The organism is Ensifer sp. Root142 (assembly GCF_001426785.1).
GTDB classification, from domain to species: Bacteria; Pseudomonadota; Alphaproteobacteria; order Rhizobiales; family Rhizobiaceae; genus Ensifer; species Ensifer canadensis.
This window is the reverse complement of the sequence record NZ_LMFK01000047.1, coordinates 269,080-281,537: the sequence shown is the minus strand read 5'-3', so window position 1 is coordinate 281,537 and position 12,458 is coordinate 269,080. Positions and strand designations below refer to the sequence as shown.

The 12,458-nt window shown below is 62.7% G+C and carries 10 protein-coding genes; 9 read left to right on the top strand and 1 reads right to left on the bottom strand.

The genetic code is table 11. The annotated features are described in order from the left end of the window. The first annotated feature begins 30 nt into the window (after window positions 1–30). From ASD52_RS33475 to ASD52_RS33460, 4 genes are all read left to right on the top strand, one after another. Window positions 31–540: a PaaI family thioesterase gene (locus ASD52_RS33475; protein WP_057211453.1), complete on the top strand. Its 510-nt coding sequence runs from the start codon at window positions 31–33 to the stop codon at window positions 538–540. Window positions 541–793: 253 nt separating this feature from the next. Beyond that, complete coding sequence (locus tag ASD52_RS33470) at window positions 794–3,622, top strand: DUF2339 domain-containing protein (RefSeq protein ID WP_057226546.1); 2,829 nt, start codon at window positions 794–796, stop codon at window positions 3,620–3,622. Window positions 3,623–3,631: 9 nt separating this feature from the next. Continuing rightward, on the top strand, window positions 3,632–4,288 hold the full coding sequence (locus tag ASD52_RS33465; protein ID WP_025426403.1) for an HD domain-containing protein: 657 nt from the start codon (window positions 3,632–3,634) through the stop codon (window positions 4,286–4,288). Between the two features lie 79 nt (window positions 4,289–4,367). Continuing rightward, window positions 4,368–5,216, top strand: coding sequence for an MOSC domain-containing protein (locus tag ASD52_RS33460; RefSeq protein ID WP_025426404.1), 849 nt, complete (start codon window positions 4,368–4,370; stop codon window positions 5,214–5,216). Window positions 5,217–5,245: 29 nt separating this feature from the next. On the opposite strand, the gene ASD52_RS33455 is transcribed toward ASD52_RS33460, so the two are convergent. Continuing rightward, on the bottom strand, window positions 5,246–6,169 hold the full coding sequence (locus tag ASD52_RS33455) for a phytanoyl-CoA dioxygenase family protein (protein WP_038576814.1): 924 nt from the start codon (window positions 6,167–6,169) through the stop codon (window positions 5,246–5,248). A gap of 129 nt (window positions 6,170–6,298) precedes the next feature. On the opposite strand from ASD52_RS33455, the gene ASD52_RS33450 reads away from it, so the two are divergent. The 5 genes from ASD52_RS33450 (at window position 6,299) to nadC (ending at window position 12,371) form a co-directional block, all read left to right on the top strand. Then, window positions 6,299–7,165: an AraC family transcriptional regulator gene (locus ASD52_RS33450; protein WP_025426406.1), complete on the top strand. Its 867-nt coding sequence runs from the start codon at window positions 6,299–6,301 to the stop codon at window positions 7,163–7,165. Between the two features lie 106 nt (window positions 7,166–7,271). Then, complete coding sequence (locus ASD52_RS33445) at window positions 7,272–8,510, top strand: MFS transporter (RefSeq protein WP_025426407.1); 1,239 nt, start codon at window positions 7,272–7,274, stop codon at window positions 8,508–8,510. 169 nt (window positions 8,511–8,679) lie between these two features. Next, on the top strand, window positions 8,680–9,759 hold the full coding sequence (gene nadA / locus ASD52_RS33440) for a quinolinate synthase NadA (RefSeq protein WP_025426408.1): 1,080 nt from the start codon (window positions 8,680–8,682) through the stop codon (window positions 9,757–9,759). Window positions 9,760–9,814: 55 nt separating this feature from the next. After that, window positions 9,815–11,413, top strand: a complete 1,599-nt coding sequence (locus ASD52_RS33435) for an L-aspartate oxidase (protein ID WP_025426409.1) — start codon at window positions 9,815–9,817, stop codon at window positions 11,411–11,413. 49 nt (window positions 11,414–11,462) lie between these two features. Further along, window positions 11,463–12,371, top strand: coding sequence for a carboxylating nicotinate-nucleotide diphosphorylase (gene nadC, locus ASD52_RS33430; RefSeq protein WP_025426410.1), 909 nt, complete (start codon window positions 11,463–11,465; stop codon window positions 12,369–12,371). Window positions 12,372–12,458: the final 87 nt, after the last annotated feature.

Here is a 12,458-nt window from a genome sequence, read left to right as displayed (position 1 = left end):
AAGAGGCTGTCACACCTCAAGGGAGTTTGCATGTTTCAAGAACTTTTCCCCGGCATGCCTGTATCCGGCATCGGCGTGCTTCCGCTGGATCGCGTTGCGCGCGACGGCGGCCTCAAGGTCATGCAGGATCTTTTGAAGGGCGACCTGCCGGCGCCGCCGATGTCGGCAACGCTCAAGTTTGGCCTGACCGAGGTCGAGGAGGGGCGGGTGGTCTTCAAGGGGCTGCCGACCGAGGAGCATCTGAACCCGCTTGGAACCGTGCATGGCGGCTGGACGGCGACGGTGATGGATTCGGCGCTGGGATGCGCAGTGTTCACGATGATGAAGCCCGGCGAGGCCTACACCACTGTCGAATTCAAGGTAAACCTGGTGCGGCCCTTGCTGCCCGGCATGGGCGAAGTCTTCTGCGAAGGCAAGATCGTCCACCGTGGCCGCACCATCGCCACGTCGGAGGCCTGGCTGCGTGATGCTGGTGGCAAGCTTCTGGCGCACGGGACGGAAACCTGCGCGATCTTCCCGATCGACAATCTGCGCCGATAGCAGCCGCCCTTTCCCCGACGCTGCAACGATCGTCGGCGCTCACATGGGCGCCGGCGGAAGTCGCATACGTGAGTGGGATGCCGTTGGCTGTGCCTCATAGCTGCTCGGCTGTCGCGACGCCGGCGCATCACGTGAATGAAACTTATACATTTCCGCGAAGAGATTGGGGCTCTCAACCGTCTATGCCTTTGGCGGTCGTGCAAAACTCTGTATGGTCGCGATCGGCCTGCGAATATTGCCGCCAGGGGAAAACATGATTGAAGTTATTGCCTTAGTCGCTTTTGTTCTGGCGCTCTCCGCCTTTTTCGGCGGCAGGAAGACAGCAGAACGGTTGGACAGCGAAGTCGCCGCGCTCAAGAAGGAGATCGCGCGATTGACGGCTGCGGCCGGGCTCGCAGCGCCGGAAGGCGATATCGCGTCGGAGCAGGCGGCAGCGCTTTCTGAACGCTCCGCCGATGCGGTGACCGACGATGATGAAGGCGTCGATGGGCTCTCGGCGAGCGCTCGCGAAGGCGCAAGGATCTTCGGCAATGCCGAACCGACCGAGCCCGAAACCGCATCCGACGAAGCCGTGGCCGCGAGCGTCGAGGCGACCTCCGTCGATGCAGCGCCATCCCGGCAGGTGGAAAGCCTGGAAAGCCGTCTCGGTGCCCGCTGGGCCGTCTGGGTCGGCGGCATCGCACTGGCGCTCGGTGGCGTCTTCATGGTCAAGTATTCGATCGACGCCGGTCTTCTGAGCCCTGCCGTCCGGCTGACGCTGGCCGCACTCTTCGGTTTGCTGCTGGCTGCGGCTGGCGAGGTCATTCGCCGTCGCGCCGTGCCCGTTATCGCCAACGAATTCCAGAATGCGATGATCCCCGGCATCCTCACTGCCGCCGGTGCCGTCACGTTGTTCGGGGTCGCCTATGCGGCTTATGACATCTATGGCTTCATCGGCACGGCGACGGCCTTCGTGCTGCTGGCGATGATTTCGCTCGCAACCGTCGGCCTGTCGTTGCTGCATGGGCAGGCGCTGGCCGGCCTCGGCTTGCTTGCCTCGCTGATCACACCGTTGCTGGTATCGAGCGATGAGCCGCGCCCCTGGGTTCTCTTCGGCTTCCTGTCGGTCGTGTGGCTCGCGACCTTATTGGCGTCGCGGTTGCGGCGCTGGATGGTCGTGCCGACGCTCGCCAATGTCGGCATCGGGCTCTGGGGGCTTGCCTATGTCACCGCGGTATCGCCCTTCGACGCGCTGCCGGTCGCCTTTGCGCTGCTGGTGATGATCCTGGGTGTCGGGCTGGTCTGGCCGGGTGCGATGGACACCGATGCGCCCAGTGAGCCGTTGCCTGAGCCGACGAACCGCCCGATTGCGGTTGCCGGCCCGTGGGAGAAGCTCTTCACGCCGGCCTATGCCGCCATCAGCGTTTCCGCGGCCATTGCCGCGACCGTGCTCGCTCTGATCTTCATCAGCCCGGCCGTCAGCGCCGTGGAATATCCCGTCAAGGAGTTCTTCGTCGTGGTCGCGGCCCTGGCCGCACTCGGCGCATGGCGGACGAATGCCGTCTATCCGGCCCTGCTGTCTGCCCTCGGCGCGATCGTCGGCATCGGCAGCCTGACGGCGCTGAGCGGCGTCCTTGCCTATCTCGACTCTTCGCTTGCCGGTGTTGCGCCGGAGATCGTTCTGCCCAGCCGAACCGCGACGCTGACGGCCTTGCTGCTGGCAACGCTGTTCGTGCTGTTCGGCGCATTCGTGCTCACCCGCCGCCTGCGCGAACACCCGCAGTTCGCTATCCTGTGGGCCGGCATTGCCGCCGTCGTTCCGGTTGCTCTGACCACGATGTCATTCCTGATGACCGGCAACTACACCTTCGATCTGCCGCACGACCTTTTCGCGCTCGTTGTCGGTGGTGGTCTGCTGGCGCTTGCCGATTGGCTCTATCGCCGTGACGGCGAAGCAGAGGGCGTGGATATCGCCTCGAGCCTTCTGGTTACCGGCTCCTTTGCGCTCTTCGTGATCGCCTTGCATGCCTGGACCGATGGCCTCGTCACCACCCTGGCGATTGCGCTGCTTGGGACTGCCTATGCCGGCGCGACCCGTGTTCGGACCTGGCCAATCCTGCCCTGGATGACCGGCGCAGCGGCGATCGTCGTTCTTGGCCGTATCGCCTGGGAGCCGACGATCGTCGGCGCTGAAAACCTCGGCACCACGCCGGTGTTCAATGCGCTGTTGCCGGGCTACGGCATTCCCGCGCTCTTGCTTGTCGCCTCTGCCTATCTCGTCCGATCCTGGCCGGATGTGCGTGTGCGCAACCTGCTGCAGGCCCTGGCGAGCCTCTTCGTGCTGTTGACGCTGGCGATCCTCGTTCGCCATGCCATGAACGGTGGCGTGCTCGACAGCGCCGTACCGACGCTTGGCGAGCAGTCGATCTACACGTTGCTGGCGATCGGTGCCTCGGGTGTGTTCATGACGCTGGACATGAAGTCACCAAGCCCTGTCTTCCGCTACGGCGGCATGGGGCTTGGCGTGTTCTCGATGCTCTCGGTTCTCTCAGCGCATCTCTTCGGGCTCAATCCGTATTTCAGCGGCGAACTCTTGGGGGCCATCCCGTTCTTCGATCTGCTTTTGATCGGCTATCTCCTGCCGGGCATCGGTTATGCGGGCCTTGCCTGGTATGCGCGCGGCAAACGACCATTGCCCTACGTCATGGCGCTCGCCGTCAGTGGCGCGATCCTCGCTTTTGCATGGGCAACGCTTTCCGTCCGGCGCCTCTGGCAGGGGGAGAACATCGTGGACTGGAAAGGCTTCCTGCAGGGTGAGACCTACACCTATTCGGTCGTCTGGCTGGTGCTCGGCGTGCTGCTTTTGGTGTTCGGCTCGCGCTTCAATGCCAAGAGCATTCGCATCGCCTCGGCCGTGCTGGTCTTCATTGCCGTTCTGAAGGTCTTCCTGATCGACATGTCCAATCTCGAGGGCTTCCTGCGCGCGCTCTCCTTCATCGGGCTCGGCGGCGTTTTGATCGGCATCGGGCTGTTCTACCAGAAGATCCTTTCGGGCGTCGGCGTGACGCGGCAGTCGTCTGCTGCGCCGACACAGCCGCAATAGGTTGATGCCATGACTCGTAATTTTGCATTGGCGGCGGCATTCGCGCCGCATGCTGATCTCGCCGCCGTTCTCCTGCCGCATGCTTTTGCGGCAGATGACGGTTCGCATGATGCATCCCACCTGATCCGGGTCTGGAAGAACGCCGCCCGCATCCATGCCGAAGAGGGTGGTGACGAACGCGTGCTCTCCGCAGCCGTGTTGCTGCACGATTGCGTTTCTGTCGAAAAGAACTCGCCGCATCGCACGCAGGCCTCAAGGCTTGCGGCTGAAAAAGCCGCCGACATCCTGCGCGATCTCGGCTGGTCGGCTGAAGCCATATCGTCCGTCGCCCATGCAATTCTCACCCACAGCTTTTCGGCCAGCATCACGCCCGAGACGATCGAGGCGAAGATCCTGCAGGATGCAGACCGACTGGATGCGATCGGCATGGTCGGCGCTGCCCGCTGCTTCTACATCGCCGGGCGCATGGGCAGCGGCCTTTACGATCCGCTCGATCCGCTGGCAGAGGATCGAGAGCTCGACGACAAGGCCTTTGCCATTGACCATTTCGAGACCAAGCTGTTCAAGCTGGCCGATGGATTTCAGACGGCTACCGGTCGCAGGCTGGCGCTCGAACGCCAGCAACGGCTGCGCGATGTGCTTGCCATGATGCTGGATGAAATCTAAGCCTTTCAATCCATTACCGCCGTCCTGTGAATCAGATCGCGAACGGCCTGAATCTGTTTCTCAACGTGGAGCGTTTTCGATGAAGGTGACCGGACTGAACATTCATCCGCTGAAGAGCGGCCGGGCGATCCCGCTTGAGACGGTCACCGTCAATCTCGATGGTTTCGAGGGCGACCGCCGTTTCATGCTGGTGGAGCCGGATGGGCGTTTCATCACCCAGCGCGAGCTGCAGACGCTGGCACAGGTCGAGGCAAACCACATTGATGGCGGCGTGCAGCTGAAGATGGGCGACAAGGCACTCATCGTGCGCTTCGATCCTGACCAGCGGCTCGACGTGCGCGTCTGGGCAAGCGACGTCGATGCGGCAGTGGCCGACGATGCAACAAACGAGACGCTGTCGGGCTGGTTCGGCCGGCCCGTCAAGCTTGCCCATATGGATGCTTCGGCGGAGCGTTTCGTCGGTGCCGAGTGGGCCGGCACGGCAGCACCCGTCGGTTTTGCTGATGGCTTTCCGGTGCTGATCACCACCACAGGCTCGCTTGCCGATCTGAACCGTACACTTGCGGAGAAGGGGCAGGAGCCCGTCGGCATGGACCGGTTCCGCACCAACATCCTGCTCGATTGCGATGAGGCCTGGGACGAGGATTTCTGGGAGAGCCTGGAGATCGGCGGCATCCGCTTCGATTTCGTCAAACCCTGCGCCCGCTGCATCATGACCACCCAGGACCAGATCACCGGCGAACGCATCGGCGGCAATCCGATCCAGGGCCTCGCCGAAAAGCGCATGTCGGCCGACCGCCGCGTGGCGGGCGTGCTGTTCGGTTGGAACGTCGTGCCGCGCGGCGAAGGAACCTTGAAGCTCGGCGACGAGGCGCGGATTGTCGACCGGCGCCGGGAGCGCTGGCCGATGAAGGTGCGCGCTTCCTGAACCGGCGGAAGCCACCTACGATCTCCGCCTCAGAACCAGGGCGTTACGCCGAGCAGCTTTGCCCCGAGGTCCGAGAGGTTGGCGGGCGTGGCGTTGTGCTTTTCCCATTCGCGCGGATCGCCCGGAAAGGCGTCGCGCTTCGGATGGTCGAGCTCCCGCCAGAGCCGCACGCGTTCTTCGCGTTCCGCTCTGTTGTTCCACTTGGCTGGATGCATGGAGATGTACTGTGCCATGCGAACCCTGCCATCGGAATGGTTGGGCCGGACGCCGTGGGCAAGCAGGCTGTTGAAAATCATCAGGTCACCTGCCTCCATCTCGATATTGACGGTCGAAAGGCCTGACATGTCGGGGTGCATGGGGTCTCTGTCCGCCGGTTGGGTCTTTTCCCAGGTGGCGAAGTTTTCAAACAGCTCAGGAACACACTGAAAGCCGCCGACATCGCCATCCTGCTTCTGCAGGCTGAGCACGCCCTGGACGCCGATCGGCAGCGGACGGATCGAGGTGTCGACGTCCCAATGAATGAAACCGTTGGGATTTCCCTTGACCCTTTTCGGCGGGTTGAGGTTGGCGCGGTCGATCGTCACCCAAAGATCCTCCCGGTCCCAGATATCGACGAAGGCACCATAGATGCGCGGTTCCTGGCGATTGTCCCAGAGATATTGGTGATTGTAGATCTCCAGCATGCCGGTGTTGTTGAGTTCCTTCATCTTGTGTTCGCGGCGCTGCGGCGCGTACCAGGTCGAAGGGTCGGCTGGATCCTTCTCGTCGAAGCGCCAGAGCAGTTCGACGAGCCGCTCGACATTGGCTGCCGGCACGGCCTGCCGGACGATCACGTAACCCTTGGTGATCCAGTGCTGCCAGTCCTCCTCCGAGAGCACGCGCAACGGGAGGCGCTTCTTGATGTCCTTCAGTTGGGTTTCGGCGGCGGCTGTGGGGTGGCTGTCTCTGAGCATGCGCAAGGCCTCCTGTGCATCTGCGTCTTTCTGTCGATGCAGGCAGATTAGGCGTTCCGTGGCTGGCATGTTGCCTTCGTACGGCAAAGATTGGTACTAATCTGGCGTCATGATCCAGATGAGCGCAATATGAAGGCCGTTCTGCAGAAGATCCCAAGGCCCACGGAAGCATCCTCCATCCTTCTCGACCGACGGCTTGACGATTGCATCCCGTTTCAGTGGCATCACCATCCGGAATTCGAGCTGACCCTTACGCTGAACTCGCGCGGCCAGCGTTTCGTCGGCGACCACATCGGCACCTATGATGATGGCGATCTCGTGCTGGTCGGGTCGAACCTGCCGCACACATGGCATTCCGCGTCCAAGGTCGATGAGGGGGCGCCCCATGTGGCGCTGGTACTCTGGTTCCACCCGGAATGGGTGGAGCGGATGCAGGACGGCTTTGTCGAGCTCGGTGGCGTGCGGGCAATGTTCGATCGCTCCGCGCCCGGCCTGCAATTCTCGCAAGGAGCAGCCCGTCGCGTTCGGCCGCTGTTCGAGCGCCTGCGTACGCTCGAGCCTGAAGAGCGGTTGCCGGATGTCCTTGCGCTGCTGACGATCCTTGCGCGGGACGAGCATGTAACGCCATTGTCTAACCGGGTCGTCGCGCCCTCGGGCAGGGCCGTCGATCGTGGTCGCCTCGACCGCGTGCTCGATCACATCCACCTCACCTATGCCGAAAGCCCTTCGATGGACGAGCTTGCGGATATTGCCGCCCTCAGTCTCTCGGGCCTGCACCGCCTGTTCCTGCGCCATCTCGACATGCCGATCTCGGAGTATCTGATGCGGCTGAGGATCGGCGAGGCCTGCGCGCTTCTATCCGGCTCCGGAAAATCCATCGCTCATGTGGCCGAGGCGGTCGGCTATCGCTCGATCGCCAATTTCAACCGGCAGTTCAGGGTCCAGAAGGGTATGACGCCACGACTGTTTCGCCAGCGGTTTCAGCATGTCCGATGAGTGGCTTCCGGCCTCATCAATTCCGGTGATCGCGTCGTCAATTTAATTGGCTTTTATCTATTTTAGCGTCCGCGTAGGGTCGCGCTTCGTCATCAGGAGAAAACCCATGTCCGCCATTTCGGGAGCATCCGCGCCGTCGAGCGTTCGCCAGGAAATGCCTTGGCTGATTATTGTCGCCGGCTCGCTCGTTGCGATGCTCACCTTCGGTCCTCGCTCGGCGATGGGCTTCTTCCAGCTGCCGATGCTTGCCGAGACCGGTTGGGACCGCACGACCTTCGGTCTGGCAATGGCGTTGCAGAACCTCTGCTGGGGGCTGAGCCAGCCCTTCTTCGGCGCGATCGCCGACAAGTTCGGCACCTGGCGCGTGCTGACCATGTCGGGGCTTCTCTACGCCTCCGGCCTGTTCATCATGGCCCACGCCAATGCGGCGATCTGGTTGCACATCGGTGGCGGCGTCTTGATCGGCATGGCTGTCGGCTCCGGTTCGTTCGGCATTCTGCTCTCCGCATTCGCCCGCAACGTCACGCCGCACCAGCGCTCCATGGCCTTCGGCATCTGCACGGCGGCAGGGTCCGCCGGCATGTTTCTGTTCGCGCCTCTGAGCCAGGGGCTGATCTCCGCCTATGGCTGGTCGGACAGCCTTGTCTATCTCGGGGTGTTGATGTTGCTGGTGCCGTTGTTCGCCATTCCGTTGCGTGGAAACGCTTCCTCCGGCCGGCAGACGGAAGCGCAGTACAAGCAGTCGATCGGTCAGGCGCTGAAGGAAGCGCTCGGCCACAAGAGCTACCTGCTACTGGTCTCCGGTTTCTTCGTCTGCGGCTACCAGGTGGCCTTCATCACCGCGCATTTCCCTGCTTATATCGGCGACATCGGCATCGACGCCCGCTATGCGGTAATCGCGCTGGCGCTGATCGGGTTCTTCAACATCATCGGCTCGCTGTCGGCCGGCTTCATCGGCCAACATTATTCCAAGCCCTATTTCCTGGCGCTGATCTACATTGCCCGGTCGGTCGCGGTCACCGCCTTCCTGCTGCTGCCGCAATCGCCGACCTCGGTCATTGTCTTTGCAATCGTCATGGGCTTGCTCTGGCTTTCGACCGTGCCGCCGACAAACGCGCTCGTTGCCATCATGTTCGGGACACGCCATCTCGGCCTGCTCGGCGGCATCGTCTTTCTCTCGCACCAGGTGGGTTCGTTCCTGGGCGTGTGGATGGGCGGATACCTCTATGACCGCTTCGGCTCCTATGATCCGGTATGGTGGCTAGGCGTGGCGCTCGGCCTGTTTGCGGCCGTCGTTCATTGGCCGATCGAGGAGAAAGCCGTTCCCCGGCCTGCCATGGCCTGAAGAAATCCGTGAACGGGGCGTCGCAAAATGCGACGTTCCGTTCTTGAATTCTGTCACAAAACTTTCTAAATCAATCCATGCGGCTTTGCCGCTTTTGTTTTGGTTCAATTATGCTCATTTTGAGCATAATTGAAGAGCCGCCCAGGAGAGGGGCGGAGAGGAGATCTCGATGACGCGCCTTGACACCCGCACGCAGGCCGTGGCGAACCCGGTTCTTGTAAGCGCCGCCCAGCGCTTCGGCGTCATCGAAAGACCCGAGCTTGCTTTCACACCCGCAGTCGCGCGCGAGACGGAGCATCTTTACGAGAAGGTGAAGGATTTCATTCCGGCGATCGAGTGGCCGGTCTATGCGCCTTACGTTCACGCCATCAACCGGCTGAAGAAAGAGCGCAACGCCGTCATCCTCGCGCATAACTACCAGACGCCCGATATCTTCCATTGCGTCGCCGATATCGTCGGGGACTCGCTGCAGTTGGCGCGCGACGCCAGCAAGGTCGATGCCGAGATCATCATCCAATGCGGCGTTCACTTCATGGCGGAGACCTCCAAACTGTTGAGCCCGGAAAAGACCGTGCTGATCCCTGATGGAAAGGCCGGCTGCTCGCTGTCGGAATCGATTACCGGCGCGGATGTACGGTTGCTGAAGCAGCGTTACCCCGGCGTTCCCGTCGTCACCTACGTCAACACCTCCGCCGACGTGAAGGCCGAGACGGATATCTGCTGCACCTCGTCGAACGTGCTTGCGGTCGTTGAGAGCTTCGCATCGGACACGGTGCTGTGCATCCCGGACGAATATCTGGCCATGAACGTCGCACGCCAGACCAACAAGAAGATCCTGACCTGGAAGGGCCACTGCGAGGTGCATGAGCGCTTTACCGCCGCCGAACTGCTGGCCTACAAGGAAGCCAATCCGGGCATCGAGATCATCGGCCATCCCGAATGCCATCCGGATGTGATTGCCGTTTGCGATTTCGCCGGCTCGACATCGGGCATGATCAACTACGTCAAAGACCACCGGCCGTCGAAGGTCCTGCTCGTCACCGAATGCTCGATGGCATCGAACATCCAGGCCGAGATCGAAGGCGTCGAGTTCATCAAGCCCTGCAATCTCTGTCCGCACATGAAGCGCATCACGCTGCCGAAGATTCTCGACAGCCTGCTCACCATGACGGAAGAGGTTCTGGTCGATCCGGCGATCGCCGATCGGGCGCGCCTTGCAGTCGAACGCATGGTCAACCTCAAGCAATAACACCTGCCGGGCGAAAGGCCCGGCATACAAGCATGCGCTGGAGGAGAGCCGCACCATGCTGAGAGATCATTTCCGTCCGCAATCCTTCAACGGGATTGACGATATCGTCATCGTCGGCGGCGGCCTTGCCGGCCTCTTCTGCGCGCTGAAGCTCAGCCCCCGGCCGGTAACCATTCTCGCCGCCGCACCGATCGGCCACGGCGCCTCGTCGGCCTGGGCGCAAGGGGGGATCGCTGCGGCGATGAGCCCGGGCGACACTTTCGAGAAACACGTCGCCGACACGTTGACGGCGGGGGCCGGCATCGTCGACGAGAAGATGACGCGCATGATGGTGGCCGAAGGTCCCGCGCGCATTCACGATCTGCTGGAATATGGCGTACCCTTCGACCGCGATCTCGAAGGCAAGTTGATCCTGTCGCGCGAAGCTGCCCACTCCGAACGCCGCATCGTGCGCGTCAAGGGCGACATGGCCGGCAAGGCGATCATGGAAGCGCTGATCACGGCTGTGCGCAACACCCCGTCGATCCGCATCATCGAAGGCTATGTGGTCGAAGAGCTGGTGCGCGAAGGCCGCTTCATCTCCGGCGTCATCGCCCGGCCGGATGCCGGCCAGGCGAAGAAGCGCGTTTCGTTTCCGGCGCGGGCCGTGGTTCTGTGTTCCGGTGGCATCGGCCACCTCTATGCGGTGACAACCAACCCTTGGGAAGCTTGCGGCCAGGGTCTCGGCATGGCGGCGCGGGCAGGGGCGATCATCGCCGATCCGGAATTCGTCCAGTTTCACCCGACGGCGATCAACATTGGCAAAGACCCGGCGCCGCTTGCGACCGAGGCGTTGCGTGGCGACGGCGCCCAGCTTATCAACTCGGCCGGGCATCGCTTCATGCTTGACATTCACCCGGACGGCGAGCTTGCCCCACGCGACATCGTCTCGCGCGGCGTGTTCGCCGAGGTCCAGGCCGGTCGCGGCGCCTTTCTCGATTGCACCAAGGCGGTCGGCAAGCATTTCCCGGACATGTTCCCGACAGTCTATGCCTCGTGCATCGGTGCCGGCATCGATCCGGTGACGCAGCCGATCCCGGTCGTACCGGCGGTGCACTACCACATGGGCGGCGTGCTGACGGATGCTGAGGGCCGCACCTCGATCGACGGTCTTTGGGCAGCCGGCGAAGTGACGTCGACCGGCGTGCACGGCGCCAATCGGCTGGCCTCCAATTCGCTGCTGGAAGCGGTGGTTTTTGCCGCCCGCATCGCCGAAAACATCAAGGGCACCCTGCCGACGCCGCAGCTTACCCAATGGGGCGACAATGCCGGCGAAAACGACGACCCGGTCACGGTCGAAGACAGCCCGCAGCTCACGATCCTGCGCAGCCTGATGAGCGACTGCGTCGGCGTGGTGCGCACGCGCGAAAGCCTGTTGCGGGCGATCCGCGAAATTTCGGCGCTCGAGCGCGACAACACCCGCATGCGCTTCACCAACATCATCACCACCGCCAAGCTGATCGCCGTCGGCGCCCTTCGCCGCACCGAGAGCCGTGGTGGCCACTACCGCGCCGATTGCCCGACGGAACAGCCGGAATGGCGGCGCAGAACCTACCTGACGCTTGCGGAAGCGAACCGTCTGGCGGCCGACGTCGCGGAAGCCGAAACGGCCTGAGCATGGCGCGCAATAGTCACTTGAGAATAGAGACAGGACCAACGACCAGATGACTGCAGCCCTTCGCCCCGAACTGCCCGCCCTCATGGTCGAGGATCAGGTGCGTGCCGCCTTGCTCGAAGATCTCGGTCGCGCCGGCGACATCACCACCCTGTCGACGATCGGGCCGGAACTGTCGGCAACGGCTGGCATGAACGCCCGCGATCCCGGGGTGATTGCCGGGCTTGAGCTGGCGCGGACAGCGTTCCGCTTCGTCGATCCGTCCATCGTCTTCGAGGCTCTGGTTTCGGACGGAGATCGTGTGACACCGGGAACGGCGATTGCCCGCATCTCTGGTCGCGCCCGCGGGCTTCTGTCGGCCGAGCGCGTTGGCCTGAACTTCCTCATGCATCTCTCGGGCATTGCCACCTACACCGCGAAATTTGCCGACGAGATTGCCCACACGCGCGCAAAGGTCTGCTGCACCCGCAAGACGATCCCTGGCCTGCGCGCGCTGGAGAAATACGCCGTGCGTCTCGGCGGTGGCTCCAATCATCGCTATGGCCTCGACGACGCCGTGCTGATCAAGGACAATCACATCGCCGTCTCCGGCGGCGTTGCCGGCGCCGTCCATGCGGCGCGCGCCTATTGCGGTCATCTGGTCAAGATCGAGATCGAGGTCGATGGCCTCGACCAGATGCGCGAGGCGCTGACTGCGGCACCGGACGTCATCCTGCTCGACAATATGGGACCGGTGCGCCTGCGCGAAGCCGTCGCCATCAACGCCGCCCATTGGCAGCTTGGCGACGAGGCCTATGCCGCAGACCCGCGGCGCACGCGCCTGGAAGCTTCCGGCAACGTCAGGATCGACACGGTACGTGCCATCGCCGAGACCGGCGTCGACTATATCTCGACCTCCAAGATCACCATGGCCGCTCCGACGCTCGACATCGGTCTGGACGTAGCGATCAAGCACTGAGGCGCTCCGACGCGTAAGCGCCGCGATAATGCTTGAAGCGCGCCGCATAGGGCCCTGAATCGATTCCGGTTTAAGGAGTTGTTTAGT

Bases quoted from the DNA above. Each gene is read 5' to 3' on its own strand.
- ASD52_RS33470 (WP_057226546.1), top strand. From the start codon at position 794: ATGATTGAAGTTATTGCCTTAGTCGCTTTTGTTCTGGCGCTCTCCGCC.
- ASD52_RS33455 (WP_038576814.1), bottom strand. From the start codon at position 6,169: ATGCTCAGAGACAGCCACCCCACAGCCGCCGCCGAAACCCAACTGAAG.
- nadC (WP_025426410.1), top strand. From the start codon at position 11,463: ATGACTGCAGCCCTTCGCCCCGAACTGCCCGCCCTCATGGTCGAGGAT.
- ASD52_RS33450 (WP_025426406.1), top strand. From the start codon at position 6,299: ATGAAGGCCGTTCTGCAGAAGATCCCAAGGCCCACGGAAGCATCCTCC.
- nadA (WP_025426408.1), top strand. From the start codon at position 8,680: ATGACGCGCCTTGACACCCGCACGCAGGCCGTGGCGAACCCGGTTCTT.
- ASD52_RS33465 (WP_025426403.1), top strand. From the start codon at position 3,632: ATGACTCGTAATTTTGCATTGGCGGCGGCATTCGCGCCGCATGCTGAT.
- ASD52_RS33475 (WP_057211453.1), top strand. From the start codon at position 31: ATGTTTCAAGAACTTTTCCCCGGCATGCCTGTATCCGGCATCGGCGTG.
- ASD52_RS33435 (WP_025426409.1), top strand. From the start codon at position 9,815: ATGCTGAGAGATCATTTCCGTCCGCAATCCTTCAACGGGATTGACGAT.
- ASD52_RS33445 (WP_025426407.1), top strand. From the start codon at position 7,272: ATGTCCGCCATTTCGGGAGCATCCGCGCCGTCGAGCGTTCGCCAGGAA.
- ASD52_RS33460 (WP_025426404.1), top strand. From the start codon at position 4,368: ATGAAGGTGACCGGACTGAACATTCATCCGCTGAAGAGCGGCCGGGCG.